Below are 14,566 nucleotides of genomic sequence, written 5' to 3' on the forward strand. Positions count from 1 at the left end.
ATTACCTGACTTCTATTTTAAAGGCGCGCGGCTGTGGAGCAGGGGTGCCAGGACCAAACCAGGCATCATAGATTTTTGCCGCCTGACCGGTCTTCTCGAGATTAACCAGTTCGTCGTTAACGGCCTTCAGCAGCGCCGTTTCACCTTTCTTCACCCCCACGCCAATCTCTTCTTTACTGAGCAGGTCGGGCAGGATTTTGAAGTTGGCTTTGTCCGGCGCCTGCGCCAGCAGGCCGGCCAGAATGGTGCTGTCCTGGGTAATGGCCTGGACGTTGCCATTGCGCAGTGCGGTCAACGCCAGCGGGATGTCGTCATAAGAGAGGACGCGGGACTGCGGGAAACGCTGGTGCAGCGCCTGCTCGCCCGTCGTTCCTTTGACTGCGCCGATGCGCGCCCGGCTATAGTCATCAAGCTTGTCCGGTGATTTTGCCGGAACGAGGAACTGCTGGCCGGTAACGAAGTAAGGCGTAGAAAAATCAATGACCTGCGCGCGTTCCGGGGTGATGGTGATATCCGCCACGATCAGGTCGGCTTTGCCGGACTGCAGCAGCGGAATGCGGTTGGCCGGATTGGTGGCAACCAGTTCAAGCTTCACGCCGAGCGATTTTGCCAGCGCTTTGGCAAAGTCCACGTCATAACCCACGATCTCATGCGTTTTGGCATCAATCGAGCCAAACGGCGGGTTGGCGTCAAACGTGGCCACTTTCACCACCCCTGCGGCCTTAATATCCGCCAGCTGATCGGCCTGTGCCTGCGCTGAAAGCAGGCTCCCCGCCGCCAGTAATCCCAGAACCAGTGTCCGTTTGGTAAACCCTTTCATATTTGCTGCCATAGTCATTCGCCATCCCGTTGTTTTTGTTTTACCCCGTTACGCTCCCATAAGGGAAAGCTATCGCCAAATAAGAAATCGTTCTTTGCTATGAGCAAAAAAGCATTAGTGAACAAGGTGTTAATGAAGCGTGAAAAGGACGGGGTGCTATTTGCAGATCCTGCACATAGACAGTGGATTTTGGTATTTCCCCTGCACGGGATTTGGGTGCTTAACTGAGGTCAGACACGGCGAGAGAGGGTAAGACGATGAAAAAGTGGATCAGCACGTTACGGCGGTTTTTTGCGGCCCGGCCAGCGAATGCGGAGAACAGCGCGCAACGTGTTCTTGAGTCGATACTGCCTGTCGCCAGCCTGTATGGCGTAGACGTTGCCAACATTGACCCGGAGTGGTTCCATGATAAAACGTCACGCTGAACTGCGCCGCACGCGCGAAACCTACTGGAACGAGGTGTGCGTGACGTTTAACGAGTGAAATAAAAAAGCACCGGTTTCCCGGTGCTTTTTTATTAGATCTTGCAGGCGTCGCCGCAGTCATCGTCGGCGACAATCGCCTGCGCTTTTTTGTCTGCATCGTCCAGACGTTCCGCATTACGCTCTTCAGCTTCATCCAGACCGTTAAAGACTAAGTTATCGAGATCAATTTCCATGTTGCACCTGCTCTGTTCAGTTTTCGATACTGGCACAGTATAGGGCAAAAAAAGCCAGCAATGTACCTCGCAGCACATAAGGATAATCCCTGCCATACTCAGTGCTTTATCGCTGAGGAGAGCACATGATTACACTCTGTAAAACCTGTGGAACCGCCTACGATACGCAGCCGGACAGATGCCCGATTTGTGAGGATGAACGCCAGTATGTACCCATCACGGGGCAGGCGTGGACCGATCTCGATACCATCACCGCGGCGCACAGCAACAAATGGCAGCAGCTGGAGCCGCGATTATTCGGTATCAAAACGGTTCCTGCGTTTGCGATTAACCAGCGGGCGCTGCTCCTGCAAACGCCCCACGGCAATATCCTCTGGGACTGCATCGCCAACCTCGATCCCGCAACCCAAACCCTCATCGCCGCCCTTGGCGGCATCAGCGCGATTGCGATTTCACATCCGCACTATTACACCACGATGCAGGAGTGGGCTGCGGCGTTTGATGCGCCGGTGTACCTGCACGCCAGCGACAAAGAGTGGGTGATGCGCGACAGCCCGGCCATTCATTTCTGGGAGGGGGATACGCTGGAGATTTTCCCGTCGGTTACCCTGCTGCGTCTGGGTGGGCATTTTGCCGGGGGAACGGTGCTGCACTGGCAGGAGGGGGACGGGGTATTGCTGGTTGGCGATATTCTGCAGGTCACGCCGGGTAAAGACGCCGTCTCGTTTATGTGGAGCTACCCGAATTATCTCCCGCTGCCGGCCCGAACGGTGGCGTCGGTGGTGAGTCATCTCGAAGGCAAAACCTTTGAACGTCTTTACGGCGCGTTCGAAGGGCAGAACATCCTGACCAGTGCGGACGAGATCGTGCAGCGGTCGGGCCAGAAATATATTGCTTGTCTGAAGTAAACCACGATGGGTAAACTTTACGAGTGTGATCTCGATCATGCCTAAACTAAAACAGATAAAAGAGACATTGCTATGCAACATATCATTGAAGGTTTTCTCAGCTTTCAAAAAGAGATTTTCCCGCAACGTAAAGAACTCTTCCGCAGTTTAGCGTCCAGCCAGAATCCCAAAGCGCTGTTCATCTCATGCTCCGACAGCCGTCTGGTCCCGGAACTGGTCACCCAGCAAGAGCCAGGACAACTCTTTGTCATTCGTAATGCTGGCAACATCGTGCCGCCGTTCGGACCGGAGCCAGGCGGTGTGTCCGCAACCATCGAATACGCCGTGGTGGCGCTGGGCGTCACGGATATCGTGATTTGTGGTCACTCCAACTGTGGCGCAATGAAGGCGATTGCCGATAACGCGAACCTGGAGCCGATGCCTGCGGTGTCACACTGGCTGCGCTATTCCGACGCGGCGAAAGCCGTGGTTGAGAAGAAAACCTGGGATAAGCCGATCGATAAGGTCAATGCGATGGTGCAGGAAAACGTGTTTGCGCAGCTGAGCAACATCAAGACCCATCCGTCCGTTGCGGTGGGCCTGCGTAATAACTCCATCCGACTGCACGGCTGGGTGTACGATATTGAAAGCGGCGAAATCCTCGCGCTGGATAAAGCGACGAAAAGTTTCGTTTCGCTGTCGGAAAACCCGGAAGTCTTCTTCGAGTAATTACCGACAGCAGGGCATGGAAGCCCTGTCACATCTCAATATACGGTAACCTTCTCCGCGATCCCGACGCGGGTTTTTCAGCCGCCTTCGCCATCGCTTCTGCAATCTCAGCACATTCCGCCAGCCCCTGAACGAAGGGACGGTCGTGCATCAGCCACGGTATCGCGCCGAAGGCGATGCGTCCGCGCACGGTGTCAGGCGCTTTTAAGGTGTAATCCTCGCCGATATCGGGTATCCGATCTCCCGTTGCTTCCAGCTGTTTTCGCAGCGTCGGGAAGGGCAGATCTTTCGTTTTGAGCGGCTTTTGTCCGCGTGCGTCAATAAATACGTTGAAACGATAGACGGTCTCTTTTGTGGTTATCACCGTTCGATCGCTGCCAACGTCGAGCGTGTAGTCGTCACCGAGCGCGGCCACGCTGATGATGCCGGCTTCGCGAAGTGCGAGCAGCCTGCGGATAGACTGCGGAGGAATGGCGGCATAATTGTCGATAAATACCCGAGCCAGCCCCTGACTGAAGCGTTCACCGTCTTGCTCATCGAGATGGGGGACGATCTCCTGAACCACTTCATGCAGCCGAAGCACGGTATAGCGCCAGGCCACGGTACGGCGTTCCCGTTTGTTGCGTTCAACCTCGTTGAGATTCTCTTCCGCCCAGGTAAAGGGGCCGTGGCGTTTACGATCCTCAAACCAGGCCTCACGAATAGTGTCCGCATTCAGCGTATGCAGAGACATTTTCTCGCACCATGCCGGATCGGCAAGCTGAAGCTCTTTGACCATCAGGGCAAAAATGCGGTCAAGCAGGCCATCCGGTCCTTTGGCTATCTCGCTTTCCACCACGAATTCGGTCAAAACCGACAGCGGTTCGTAAGGAATAGGGCAGTAAAAATCGGCTTCCGGCAGAATGCCCGTCCGGGACATCAGCGTAATGTGTAACCCTTCGCTGCCGTTGTCGAGGATGAATTTACCGTTACTAAACTCACCGTGCTGCATCACCACCGCCATAGCCGCGTCGAGACCGCTCAACGAGGTGCCCATAATGCCCACGCGGCAAGGGGGAATGCTGGCATCCATCAGGCCGGACCACGGGCTTGGGAAGAATGTGCGCGTGGCTTCATCCTCGTCTGGCCAGACGTGGCCGGTGGCGATAACCGCCAGGTCGAATTTATCCGGTAGGGCGCGGTCGTTGACCGAAATCGTCACGCCGGTTGTCGAAGGGTTGATGTCGGTGACCTTCGCTGATTCATGGATCTCAACCTGGAACCCCAGCTTTTTCGCCTCTTTTACGATTGATCGAAAGCTGTCGCGAAAATACTCCCCCAGCAGGATCCTCGGCAGGAACTGCCGATCGTGCAGGCGGGCTTTATCAACCTTAAAACGCAACAGATGGGCGTCGCTCTGTTCCTTGAGCCAGTCGAGGTAGGTCATAAAAATGGGCGGGATTTCAATGCTCGCAATGTTCGCCAGCATCAGCCGGGAATTATCGTCGTCGTTATAGGGCATTCCCACGCCGGCTTCATCGGCCTGTTCGAAAACGGAAACGGAGAGCGGCGTGCTGTTCTTAAGCAGGTGATAAAAGGTGTAAATCCCTGTGGGGCCGGAGCCGATAATCGCGATCTTCTTCATCAACACGTTTCCTGTGTTTTTTTCCATAGGAAAAGCGTAGCAGGAGAACAATGAAGAAAATAAGGGATTAGGAAAATTCAGGATATCAGAATAGGAGTTGCACCATTTCAGGACTGAAATGGTGCGTCCGAGTGGACTCGAACCACCGACCCCCACCATGTCAAGGTGGTGCTCTAACCAACTGAGCTACGGACGCAGAATGGTGCGTTCAATTGGACTCGAACCAACGACCCCCACCATGTCAAGGTGGTGCTCTAACCAACTGAGCTATGAACGCAACGTGTTGTCGGTGACAACGGGGACGAATATTAGCGGCACAGCATCGAGGTGGCAAGAGGGAAAATGCAATTTTCTCTATGATTTCACGCGATTGCTGTATTACCGCGCAAAGTGAAGAGAAAGTAGCCGCCAGGCGGCGGCTACTGCGTCGTTAACGTGCAGCGCGTTGCAAAATGACCGTTGATGGCTGGCGCTGCAGGAAGCGCATGCGCATCATCATCATAATCGCCGCCGAGGTCAGGCCGATGATAAAGCCCATCCAGAACCCTGCCGGTCCCATGCGCTCAACCACCAGGTCGGTCAGGGCCAGAATATAGCCACACGGCAGACCCAGCACCCAGTAGGCGATGAAAGTGATAAAGAAGATGGAACGCGTGTCTTTATAGCCGCGCAGCACGCCGCTGCCAATCACCTGAATGGAGTCAGAAATCTGGTAAATCGCGGCCAGTAGCATCAGGTGCGATGCCAGTGTGACGACTTCCGGATTGTCGTTGTAGAGCAGGGCGATCTGCTCGCGTAATGCGACGGTAAAGAGCGCAGTACAGATCGCCATGCAGACGCCGACGCCCAGCCCGGTTCGGGCGGCCGTTTGCGCATCGAGCGTTGAGCCCTGGCCCAGGCGGAAGCCCACGCGAATCGTCACCGCCGCCGCCAGCGACATCGGCAGGACGAACATCAGGGAGCTAAAGTTCAGCGCGATCTGGTGCCCGGCGACGTTCACAATGCCCAGCGGGGAGACCAGCAGGGCGACCACGGCAAACAGGGTCACCTCAAAGAATAGCGCGAGGGCAATCGGCAACCCTAACTGCACCAGACGCGTCATGATGTTCCAGTCCGGCGTGCTGAATCTGTGCTCGTTACGAATATCGCGCATGGAGCGGGCGCGCTTCACGAAGGTAAGCATCGAGAAGAACATTACCCAGTAAACGGCGGCCGTCGCCACGCCGCAGCCGACGCCGCCCAGCTCCGGCATCCCGAAATGACCGTAAATAAAGACATAGTTAACGGGAATGTTGACCAGCAGCCCGATAAAGCCCATCACCATGCCGGGCTTAGTTTTCGCCAGGCCTTCACACTGGTTACGCGCCACCTGGAAGAAGAGGTAGCCAGGCGCACCCCAGAGCAGCGCGCGCAAATAACCCACGGCTTTGTCCGCCAGTGCCGGGTCAATGTTATGCATAGCGCGAATGATATGGCCCGCGTTCCAGAGCACGACCATAATCAGCACCGAGACAAATCCTGCCAGCCAGAAGCCCTGGCGGACCTGATGGGCAATGCGCTCGCGGCGCCCCGAACCATTGAGCTGAGCGATAACAGGCGTGAGCGCGAGCAGCAGACCGTGGCCGAACAGGATGGCCGGAAGCCAGATTGACGTACCGATAGCTACGGCCGCCATGTCGGTGGCGCTGTAGCCACCCGCCATTACCGTATCCACAAATCCCATTGCGGTCTGGGCCACCTGCGCGACGATCACTGGTATAGCCAGTGCCAATAGCTGGCGCGCTTCATTCATGTACTTCTGCACGTGAACACCTTTATTTTGTAGTTATATGAGAGACTAAAAAAGCCGCCGAAACGGGCAGCAAGAAGAAAATGCAGGGGGGTGCCAGCTATTGTAGCGGGCTTTAGCTATTTATCTAGTGAAAAAATCGCCAGAATATGCGCCCCGCTGGCAACCTGTTTTTCCAACTGTTATTGTGGTGGGATTAAACGGTGCCATCACCGTTCGGAAAAAACAGGAGTTGTAAGCATGTTTACTGGTATTGTGCAGGGCACCGCCAAAGTGGTGTCCATTGATGAAAAACCTAATTTCCGTACTCATGTTGTTGAGCTGCCGGAATATATGCTTGAGGGCATTGAAACCGGCGCGTCGATTGCCCATAACGGCTGCTGCCTGACCGTTACCGAAATTAACGGCAACCAGATTAGCTTTGATTTAATGAAAGAGACGCTGCGGATCACTAACCTGGGCGAGCTGGTGGTAGGCGATACCATCAACGTTGAGCGCGCGGCGAAGTTCAGCGATGAGATTGGCGGTCATCTTATGTCGGGGCACATCATGACCACCGCCGAAGTGGCGAAAATCGTGACCTCGGAAAATAACCGTCAAATCTGGTTTAAAATGCAGGACCCGTCATTAATGAAATACATCCTCTATAAAGGATTTATTGGCATTGACGGGATTAGCCTGACGGTAGGGGAAGTGACGCCAACGCGTTTTTGCGTGCATTTAATTCCTGAAACGCTGCAGCGCACCACGCTGGGCGCGAAAAAACTGGGGCATCGCGTGAATATCGAAATCGATCCGCAGACCCAGGCTGTGGTGGATACGGTTGAGCGCGTGCTGGCAGCAAAAGAAGCCGCAATAATAAAGACCGCCGAAGAAGAATAAAAAAATAACCCCGGATATCCGGGGTTATTTTTTTTAGCGTGCGACACGCAGTCCGTGTTCTATCCCACGGCTGAATACCACCTGCCAGAGCTGAATATCCCGTGCGCGAAACGCCCCCGCGCAGGCATTCAGATAATAGCTAAACATTCGTTTGAATCGTTCAGAATAGTTGTCCGCAATCTCTGGCCAGGCTTTCTGGAAACGTTCATGCCATGCCATTAAGGTGGTGTCGTAGTCCGCGCCAAAGTTATGCCAGTCTTCCATCACGAAATGGGGTTCACTGGCGTTGGCAATCTGGCGAACGGACGGTAAACAGCCATTCGGAAAGATGTATTTGTTGATCCACGGGTCAACGTTGTTGTCGGTCCGCTTAGAGCCGATGGTGTGCAGCAGGAAGATGCCGTCCGGTTTCAGATTCCGGTCCACCACCTCAAAATAGGTATCGTAGTTTTTTGGCCCCACGTGCTCGAACATGCCGACGGAAACAATCCGGTCAAACTGTTCATTCAGGTCACGGTAGTCCTGCAGCCTGATATCCACATCGAGATCCTGGCAGCGCTCCCGCGCCATTTTTTGCTGTTCCGCTGAGATCGTCACGCCGACCACGCTGACGGCATAATGCTTAGCCATAAAATATGCCAGCCCACCCCAGCCGCAGCCGATATCCAACACGCGCATGCCGGGCTGTAGCTGCAGCTTCTCGCTAATCAGACGCAGCTTCGCCTGCTGAGCCTCTTCAAGCGTCGAGGCCTCTTTCCAGTAGGCGCAGGAGTATTGCATGAAAGGGTCCAGCATACGGCTGAACAAATCGTTGCCAAGATCGTAATGTTCTTTGCCAACGATCCACGCGCGTTTTTTACTCTGGAGATTGAAAAGTCGGGCAGAGGCGACGCGCAGGGTGTCTTTCAGGTTGCGAGGGAGTTGATTTTCAAGACCGGCACGCAACACGCTGGCGAAAAAGGTATCCAGACGTTCACACTCCCACCAGCCGTCCATGTAGCTTTCTCCCAGGCCTAACGACCCTTCCCGCAACACGCGTTTAAAAAAGTCGGGATGTTTAACCTGAGGATCGGATGGCGATGATCCATTGATAGTGATGCCTGCTCGACCTAACAGTTCACTGACGATCCGGGACCAGTTATCGTCCGGAACGCTGACTTCTTCTATACACGATGAACTCATAGCTTCTCCATCACCCTACTGTGATCAGAACCTTAAAACAGCGTAGACGCTTTTTTTGGTTTGTGAGAAATCTCACGGTAAATACCGCGAGGCTAGTATCCGACGTAGAACAGAGGAAGGGAGATAACCCTTGCCGAAATGCCTTCCATGGTAAAACGGGAGCACTCCGGCTCCCGTTAACACTTAATATTTATCGTATTTAATCGAACCAAATTTAGTATAGGCTTCAAAATTTGGTGATTCAATAGAAAATTGTTAGCAACCTAATCACTGAAATATAACATGATTTCTGGCGCAATCAGGCATGCGAGGTTTCCACCTGAGCACCGTTATCCTGCTCACGCTGCGCGGAGGCCTGCATGCGATAGCCCAATGCCGCCAGCGCTACGGTGAACAGCATCACGCTGGTGGTGGTCAAAAGCGGCGTAGCAATCAGCGCCGAGACCACCAGGCTTGCCAGGAAGCACAAACCCAGCTGCAGGGTGTTCTGCAGCGCGGCGGCGCGGCCTGTTGCCTGCGGGAACGGTTGCAGGGCCTGTGCCACAACGATAGGGTAAATCGCCCCGTTCGCAATGGCCATCACGCAGAACGGGATCAAAATTTCAGCCAGGCCCGCGCCCGGAATAAAGCCAACGGCCCAGGTCCCGATGACGCTTAGCGCATACAGCACCAGCAGCCACGGCAGCATCTGCTGGCCTTCCCATTTTTGCAGCGCCGCGCGACAGCCGTACCCGCCCACAAGGAACGCTATTGTCTGCGGAACATAGCTCAGGCCGATGGCTGCCGGACTGTAGCCCATATCGTGCAGAATGAACGGCGAGCCGGTGAGCCATGCGAAGAAGCTTGCCGAGCAGGCGGCATAGATCAGGACATTCCCGCGATACGCTTTGGCGCTCAACAGTGAGGTGAAGGTAATCGGCTTCGCGTCGGCATGCGCCTCTTTTTTATGCGCAGGCTTGAGGGCGAACGCCGGCAGCATCAACACCAGCGTGATGGCAAACAGCGTGGCGAAGATGGCCTGCCAGTCAAAGTGCGCGAGGATCCAGCTGCCCAGCAGCGGAGCCAGGGCAGGGGAGAGGCCCACCAGCGGCATAATGGTGGCGAAAATACGGTTTGTGCGGTTAGCCGGGTAGTAGTCGGTCACCAGCGCCTGCCAGGTCACGGCCGCGGCACAGACGCCCACGGCCTGAACGAAGCGCAGCACCAGCAGCCAGGTGGCGTCGCGTACCCATAACATCCCCAGGCAGCCCACGGCAAAAATGGCCAGACCCAGCAGCAGTACCGGTTTACGACCAAAGCGATCCGAGAGCGGTCCCCAGAGCAGCTGTGCAAAAGCAAAACCGGCGAGGAACAAACTCAGGCTGGCGCTGATGGCGGCAGCGGGGGTTTGCAAATCTTCCTGCATCGCGGCAAAAGCCGGCAGGTACATATCGGTGGCCAAAAAGCCCAGCACGCTTAAGCCGCCGAGCCAGACTAAAAAACCGTTCCTGGGTTGCATTATTTTATTCTCCTGAGGAGGCAGGTGTACATTGGCGCTGAGTGTAGGGAGTGCAAAGCCGCTTGTGAAACGCTAATATTTGGCGGGTGCATTCAAAATTTTTGCAGGCAGAAAATGTGGTCAGATTATTCTCTTGAAGTGGTCGATGCTGTCGCGCGTAACGGCAGCTTTAGCGGTGCGGCGCAGGAGCTGCACCGCGTCCCTTCGGCCATCAGCTACACGGTGCGTCAACTGGAGGAGTGGCTGGCGGTTCCGCTGTTTGAGCGGCGGCATCGTGATGTGGAATTGACGCCCGCCGGGGCGTGGTTTTTGAAGGAAGGGCGTTCTGTTATCAAAAAAATGCAGATCACCCGCGAACAGTGCCAGCAGATCGCCAACGGCTGGCGGGGACATCTTTCTATCGCGGTGGATAACATCGTGAAGCCGGAACGCACCCGACAGATGATTGTCGATTTCTATCGTCACTTCTCTGACGTTGAGCTGCGGGTCTCGCAGGAGGTGTTCAACGGCGTTTGGGATGCGCTGGCGGACGGCAGGGCGGAGATGGCGATTGGCGCCACGCAGGCGATCCCGGTCGGGGGACGTTACGCCTTTCGCGATATGGGGATGCTGAGCTGGAAATGCGTGGTGGCACGCGATCATCCCCTGGCGGCGATGGACGGGCCGCTTAGCGACGATACGCTGCGCAACTGGCCCTCGCTGGTGCTGGAGGATACGTCCCGTTCATTGCCCAAGCGTATCACCTGGCTTCTGGACAACCAGCGGCGGGTGGTGGCTCCGGACTGGGAATCGTCGGCGACGTGCCTCAGTGCCGGACTGTGCGTCGCGATGGTGCCCGTTCATTTTGCGCGTCCGCGCATTGATACCGGCGAATGGGTTGAACTGACGCTGGAAAATCCGTTCCCGGACGCGGCCTGCTGCCTGACCTGGCAACAAAATGATGTCTCGCCCGCCATGGCCTGGCTGCTGGATTATCTGGGGGACAGCGAAACGCTAAACCGGGAATGGTTACGGGAGCCAGCGTAGCTGGCCCCGTAAAGGGATTAACGACGGTAGTCGCGGAACGGACCGTCCGCTACGGAACGGCGTTCAATCAGGCGCGGGTGAACTTCAATGGACTGGGACTCTTCGCGCTTGTTGACGATCCTGTCGAGCAGCATATTGAAGGCCGTTTCGCCCAGCGAATCTTTCGGCTGGTGAATGGTGGTCAGCGCTGGGGTGAAGAAGCGCGCGTTACGCACGTTGTCATACCCGATCACGGAAATATCCTGCGGTACGCGCAAACCCAGTTCATCGGCGGCGCAGAGCGCGCCCATGGCCATGATGTCACCCCCGCAGAAAACGGCGGTCGGACGGTGCGGCTGGGAAACGATCTGCTGCATCGCGCGGTAGCCTGATTCCGGCTCAAAGTCGCCCTGCACGATCCAGTTTTCCGGCACGGTGATCAGCGCTTCTTCCATCGCTTTCATAAAACCGGCAAGACGGCCCGCCCCGGTGTTGCGCTCCAGCGGACCCGGGATCACGCCAATCTCGCGGTGGCCGCGTTCGATCAGGTAACGGCCGGCCATGTAACCGCCTTCAAAGGCATTGTCGATAACGGAGTCGGTGAAATCCGCACGCGCTTCGCCCCAGTCCATAACGACCATGGGGATGTGGCGATACTCTTCGAGCATCGACAGCACGGATTCCGGATACTCGGAACACATTACCAGCAGGCCGTCAACGCGCTTCTGCGCCATCATCGACAGGTAGGCGCGCTGTTTTTCAATGCTGTTCCACGCGTTGCCCAGAATCAGGGTATAGCCTTTCTGGAAGCAGTTTTTTTCAACCGCTTCAATGATCTCGGCAAAATAGGCCGCTTCACTGCTGGTCGCCAGCAATCCAATGGACTTGGTGTGATTAACCTTGAGGCTACGCGCGACCGCACTTGGCGAATAGTGCAGCTCCTTGATCGCTGCCCAGACGGCGTTGCGCGTCTCTTCCGCCACAAAGCGGGTTTTGTTAATTACATGTGATACGGTTGTAGTGGAAACGTTTGCGCGTTTTGCTACGTCTTTAATTGTTGCCATTAAATGTCACTCCAGACCATATCCTAAGCTCCTGAAAAACTTGAAGGTAAACGTTTGCCTTCTCTCACCCTTATCACGCAATCTTGAATTGCGGCACGCCGGGAAAACGACACGGGACGTCAGGAGGGGGTCAATGGCCGGTACGCTAATAAATTTAGCGTGGAATTTTGTCCTATCTTGATGAAAAGGGGAAGAGGTAAAGTGGTTATCAGTATAAATCCAGGAAGATTTTTGACGTAATCTGTGCAAAAATGAGCAAGCTCACTTTTCGTGTGGGGATTAAAAGGAGAAAAATTGATGAGTTCCGATCTTAAGTTTTCGCTGTTCACCACCGTTGTTGTGCTGGCTCTGATTGTTGCGGCCGGTCTGACGGCTGCGCTGCACTGATTTACGCGGAGGGAGAGCCTTCTCCCTCCCGACTCCCCGGATTGTTACTTCTCTGGCAAAAATCTTTTGCCATTTTGTTAACTTCTCATTTTTTGTGATTGATGTCATGCTTTCCGCTTCTTTGTTCTGTGTCACCACATGACACGGCATCCGGAGTTGACGCATGAAAATTAATTTTCCCCTGCTGGCCCTGGCGATTGGCGCTTTTGGGATTGGCACCACTGAATTCTCCCCGATGGGGTTACTGCCCGTCATCGCCCGCGGCGTGGACGTCTCGATCCCTGCGGCAGGCATGTTGATCAGCGCCTACGCTATCGGCGTGATGGTGGGAGCGCCGCTGATGACGCTTCTGCTTTCTCATCGCGCGCGCCGCAATGCGCTGATTTTCCTGATGGCGATTTTCACCCTCGGCAACGTGCTTTCGGCCATTTCGCCGGACTACACCACGCTGATGCTGTCGCGAATTCTGACCAGCCTTAACCACGGCGCGTTCTTTGGGCTGGGATCGGTCGTTGCTGCCAGCGTGGTGCCAAAACACAAGCAGGCGAGCGCCGTGGCCACCATGTTTATGGGTCTGACCATCGCTAACATCGGCGGTGTTCCTGCGGCAACCTGGCTGGGAGAAGCGATCGGCTGGCGTATGTCTTTCCTGGCGACGGCCGGGCTGGGCGTGGTCGCGATGGTGGCATTGTTCTTCTCCCTGCCGAAAGGCAGCGCCGGAGAACGTCCGGAAGTGCGTAAGGAGCTGTCGGTGCTGGTGCGCCCGCAGGTGCTTTCCGCGCTGCTTACCACCGTTCTCGGGGCAGGGGCGATGTTTACCCTCTATACCTATATTTCACCTGTACTGCACGATATCACCCACGCAACGCCTCTCTTTGTGACCGCGATGCTGGTGCTGATTGGCGTGGGCTTCTCGATCGGTAACTATCTCGGTGGGAAATTTGCCGACCGTTCCGTGAGCGGGACGCTGAAGGGCTTCTTAACCCTGCTGATTGTCATCATGATCGCCATTCCGTGGCTGGCGCGTAACGAGTTTGGCGCCGCGATGGCGATGGTCGTCTGGGGTGCAGCAACGTTCGCCGTGGTGCCACCGCTGCAGATGCGCGTGATGCGTGTTGCGCATGAAGCGCCGGGCCTCTCATCCTCGGTCAATATCGGTGCCTTTAACCTGGGCAATGCGCTCGGTGCGGCGGCCGGTGGGGCCGTTATTTCAGGTGGTCTGGGATACAGCTTTGTGCCGGTGATGGGGGCAATCATTGCCGCGCTCGGCCTGCTGTTGGTGATGATGTCGGGGCGTAAACAGCCAGAAGCAGCCTGCGCTGCGGAATAAACCAAAAACGCAGAAGGGCGAACCCTTCTGCGTGTCTTTTACGCGGCGAAGTTCTTCGCCACAAAGTCCCAGTTAACCAGTGCCCAGAAGTGTTCCAGGTAGTTCGGGCGCGCGTTACGGTAATCGATGTAGTAAGCGTGTTCCCATACGTCCACGGTCATCAGCGGCTTCGCGCTGGAGGTCAGCGGGGTGCCCGCGTTAGAGGTGGATACGATAGCCAGTTTGCCATCCGCCTCTTTAACCAGCCACGTCCAGCCTGAACCGAAGTTCTTGATGGCGGCATCGGTGAATTTCGCCTTGAAGTCCGCGAAGCTGCCAAATGCGGCGTTGATGGCGTTAGCCAGTTCACCGACAGGTTCACCGCCGGCATTCGGCGCCAGGCAGTGCCAGTAGAAGGTGTGGTTCCACACCTGAGCTGCGTTGTTGAATACACCACCCTCAGAGCTGCGGACGATCTCTTCCAGCGTTTTGCCTTCAAAATCGGTGCCCTTGATCAGGTTGTTCAGGTTGGTGACGTAAGTCTGGTGATGTTTGCCGTAGTGATATTCCAGGGTTTCCGCAGAAATGTGCGGGGCCAGGGCGTCTTTTGCATACGGTAGTGCAGGTAATTCGAACGACATTGCTTCTCTCCTTATTGTATTTTGCGTTGCCAATAACCACACAGACAACAAGGACAGGATAGCAAATTGAAAGGGTATGCAAAAGAGGAAC

15 protein-coding genes and 2 tRNA genes are annotated in these 14,566 nt (G+C 55.6%); 7 read left to right on the forward strand and 10 right to left on the reverse strand.

Annotation, left to right across the window (positions count from 1 at the left end; translation table 11 throughout):
• Position 1: 1 nt before the first annotated feature.
• Complete coding sequence (locus tag F0319_RS09230) at positions 2-832, reverse strand: ABC transporter substrate-binding protein (protein WP_188035102.1); 831 nt, start codon at positions 830-832, stop codon at positions 2-4.
• A gap of 245 nt (positions 833-1,077) precedes the next feature.
• Between F0319_RS09230 and F0319_RS22255 the strand changes: the two genes are divergently transcribed.
• A complete protein-coding gene (locus tag F0319_RS22255) occupies positions 1,078-1,245 on the forward strand; it encodes a hypothetical protein (protein WP_038419198.1) in 168 nt (55 codons plus the stop codon).
• A 92-nt stretch (positions 1,246-1,337) separates the two neighbouring features.
• Here F0319_RS22255 and F0319_RS09235 read toward each other — a convergent pair whose 3' ends face one another.
• Positions 1,338-1,478 carry a hypothetical protein gene (locus F0319_RS09235; RefSeq protein ID WP_003857665.1) on the reverse strand — a complete coding sequence of 47 codons (141 nt, stop codon included), beginning with the start codon at positions 1,476-1,478 and terminating at the stop codon, positions 1,338-1,340.
• A 125-nt stretch (positions 1,479-1,603) separates the two neighbouring features.
• Here F0319_RS09235 and F0319_RS09240 point away from each other — a divergent pair, with 125 nt between their 5' ends.
• Both F0319_RS09240 and F0319_RS09245 read left to right on the forward strand, forming a co-directional pair.
• Positions 1,604-2,386 carry an MBL fold metallo-hydrolase gene (locus F0319_RS09240; protein WP_149366741.1) on the forward strand — a complete coding sequence of 261 codons (783 nt, stop codon included), beginning with the start codon at positions 1,604-1,606 and terminating at the stop codon, positions 2,384-2,386.
• 72 nt (positions 2,387-2,458) lie between these two features.
• Positions 2,459-3,094: a carbonic anhydrase gene (locus F0319_RS09245; protein ID WP_109844381.1), complete on the forward strand. Its 636-nt coding sequence runs from the start codon at positions 2,459-2,461 to the stop codon at positions 3,092-3,094.
• A 28-nt stretch (positions 3,095-3,122) separates the two neighbouring features.
• Here the strand turns inward: F0319_RS09245 and F0319_RS09250 are convergent, their stop codons facing one another.
• The 4 genes from F0319_RS09250 to mdtK all read right to left on the reverse strand — a co-directional run bounded on the left by F0319_RS09250 (position 3,123) and on the right by mdtK (position 6,522).
• A complete protein-coding gene (locus tag F0319_RS09250) occupies positions 3,123-4,718 on the reverse strand; it encodes an FAD-NAD(P)-binding protein (RefSeq protein ID WP_149366742.1) in 1,596 nt (531 codons plus the stop codon).
• A 119-nt stretch (positions 4,719-4,837) separates the two neighbouring features.
• Positions 4,838-4,914 (reverse strand) — tRNA-Val (locus F0319_RS09255).
• A gap of 4 nt (positions 4,915-4,918) precedes the next feature.
• Positions 4,919-4,995 (reverse strand) — tRNA-Val (locus tag F0319_RS09260).
• 153 nt (positions 4,996-5,148) lie between these two features.
• Positions 5,149-6,522 (reverse strand): MdtK family multidrug efflux MATE transporter, encoded by a 1,374-nt coding sequence (gene mdtK, locus F0319_RS09265; protein ID WP_111965646.1) that lies wholly within the window; start codon positions 6,520-6,522, stop codon positions 5,149-5,151.
• A 225-nt stretch (positions 6,523-6,747) separates the two neighbouring features.
• On the opposite strand from mdtK, the gene F0319_RS09270 reads away from it, so the two are divergent.
• Complete coding sequence (locus F0319_RS09270; RefSeq protein ID WP_095442481.1) at positions 6,748-7,389, forward strand: riboflavin synthase subunit alpha; 642 nt, start codon at positions 6,748-6,750, stop codon at positions 7,387-7,389.
• A 33-nt stretch (positions 7,390-7,422) separates the two neighbouring features.
• Here the strand turns inward: F0319_RS09270 and cfa are convergent, their stop codons facing one another.
• Positions 7,423-8,571 carry a cyclopropane fatty acyl phospholipid synthase gene (cfa, locus tag F0319_RS09275; RefSeq protein ID WP_149366743.1) on the reverse strand — a complete coding sequence of 383 codons (1,149 nt, stop codon included), beginning with the start codon at positions 8,569-8,571 and terminating at the stop codon, positions 7,423-7,425.
• A gap of 298 nt (positions 8,572-8,869) precedes the next feature.
• The gene (gene punC, locus F0319_RS09280; RefSeq protein WP_149366744.1) at positions 8,870-10,069 is read right to left on the reverse strand and encodes a purine nucleoside transporter PunC; all 1,200 of its coding nucleotides are present in this window, start codon (positions 10,067-10,069) and stop codon (positions 8,870-8,872) included.
• A gap of 114 nt (positions 10,070-10,183) precedes the next feature.
• Here punC and punR point away from each other — a divergent pair, with 114 nt between their 5' ends.
• Entirely contained in the window at positions 10,184-11,095 is a 912-nt protein-coding gene (gene punR, locus F0319_RS09285; protein WP_045910323.1) for a DNA-binding transcriptional activator PunR, read from the forward strand.
• 17 nt (positions 11,096-11,112) lie between these two features.
• Here the strand turns inward: punR and purR are convergent, their stop codons facing one another.
• Positions 11,113-12,138 carry an HTH-type transcriptional repressor PurR gene (gene purR, locus F0319_RS09290; protein WP_008500597.1) on the reverse strand — a complete coding sequence of 342 codons (1,026 nt, stop codon included), beginning with the start codon at positions 12,136-12,138 and terminating at the stop codon, positions 11,113-11,115.
• A 297-nt stretch (positions 12,139-12,435) separates the two neighbouring features.
• On the opposite strand from purR, the gene cydH reads away from it, so the two are divergent.
• Together cydH and F0319_RS09300 are read left to right on the forward strand one after the other, a co-directional pair.
• Positions 12,436-12,525, forward strand: a complete 90-nt coding sequence (cydH, locus tag F0319_RS09295; protein ID WP_008500596.1) for a cytochrome bd-I oxidase subunit CydH — start codon at positions 12,436-12,438, stop codon at positions 12,523-12,525.
• A 163-nt stretch (positions 12,526-12,688) separates the two neighbouring features.
• Complete coding sequence (locus F0319_RS09300; protein WP_149366745.1) at positions 12,689-13,855, forward strand: MFS transporter; 1,167 nt, start codon at positions 12,689-12,691, stop codon at positions 13,853-13,855.
• Positions 13,856-13,893: 38 nt separating this feature from the next.
• Here the strand turns inward: F0319_RS09300 and sodB are convergent, their stop codons facing one another.
• Positions 13,894-14,475, reverse strand: coding sequence for a superoxide dismutase [Fe] (gene sodB, locus F0319_RS09305; RefSeq protein ID WP_149366746.1), 582 nt, complete (start codon positions 14,473-14,475; stop codon positions 13,894-13,896).
• Positions 14,476-14,566: the final 91 nt, after the last annotated feature.

The sequence above is a fragment of the Enterobacter vonholyi genome (genome assembly GCF_008364555.1).
GTDB classification, from domain to species: domain Bacteria; phylum Pseudomonadota; class Gammaproteobacteria; order Enterobacterales; family Enterobacteriaceae; genus Enterobacter; species Enterobacter vonholyi.

What these genes read in the sequence shown, in the direction of transcription:
- F0319_RS09230 (WP_188035102.1), bottom strand. Translation starts at nt 832, where the DNA reads ATGGCAGCAAATATGAAAGGGTTTACCAAACGGACACTGGTTCTGGGA.
- F0319_RS22255 (WP_038419198.1), top strand. Translation starts at nt 1,078, where the DNA reads ATGAAAAAGTGGATCAGCACGTTACGGCGGTTTTTTGCGGCCCGGCCA.
- F0319_RS09235 (WP_003857665.1), bottom strand. Translation starts at nt 1,478, where the DNA reads ATGGAAATTGATCTCGATAACTTAGTCTTTAACGGTCTGGATGAAGCT.
- F0319_RS09240 (WP_149366741.1), top strand. Translation starts at nt 1,604, where the DNA reads ATGATTACACTCTGTAAAACCTGTGGAACCGCCTACGATACGCAGCCG.
- F0319_RS09245 (WP_109844381.1), top strand. Translation starts at nt 2,459, where the DNA reads ATGCAACATATCATTGAAGGTTTTCTCAGCTTTCAAAAAGAGATTTTC.
- F0319_RS09250 (WP_149366742.1), bottom strand. Translation starts at nt 4,718, where the DNA reads ATGAAGAAGATCGCGATTATCGGCTCCGGCCCCACAGGGATTTACACC.
- F0319_RS09270 (WP_095442481.1), top strand. Translation starts at nt 6,748, where the DNA reads ATGTTTACTGGTATTGTGCAGGGCACCGCCAAAGTGGTGTCCATTGAT.
- cfa (WP_149366743.1), bottom strand. Translation starts at nt 8,571, where the DNA reads ATGAGTTCATCGTGTATAGAAGAAGTCAGCGTTCCGGACGATAACTGG.
- punC (WP_149366744.1), bottom strand. Translation starts at nt 10,069, where the DNA reads ATGCAACCCAGGAACGGTTTTTTAGTCTGGCTCGGCGGCTTAAGCGTG.
- punR (WP_045910323.1), top strand. Translation starts at nt 10,184, where the DNA reads ATGTGGTCAGATTATTCTCTTGAAGTGGTCGATGCTGTCGCGCGTAAC.
- purR (WP_008500597.1), bottom strand. Translation starts at nt 12,138, where the DNA reads ATGGCAACAATTAAAGACGTAGCAAAACGCGCAAACGTTTCCACTACA.
- cydH (WP_008500596.1), top strand. Translation starts at nt 12,436, where the DNA reads ATGAGTTCCGATCTTAAGTTTTCGCTGTTCACCACCGTTGTTGTGCTG.
- F0319_RS09300 (WP_149366745.1), top strand. Translation starts at nt 12,689, where the DNA reads ATGAAAATTAATTTTCCCCTGCTGGCCCTGGCGATTGGCGCTTTTGGG.
- sodB (WP_149366746.1), bottom strand. Translation starts at nt 14,475, where the DNA reads ATGTCGTTCGAATTACCTGCACTACCGTATGCAAAAGACGCCCTGGCC.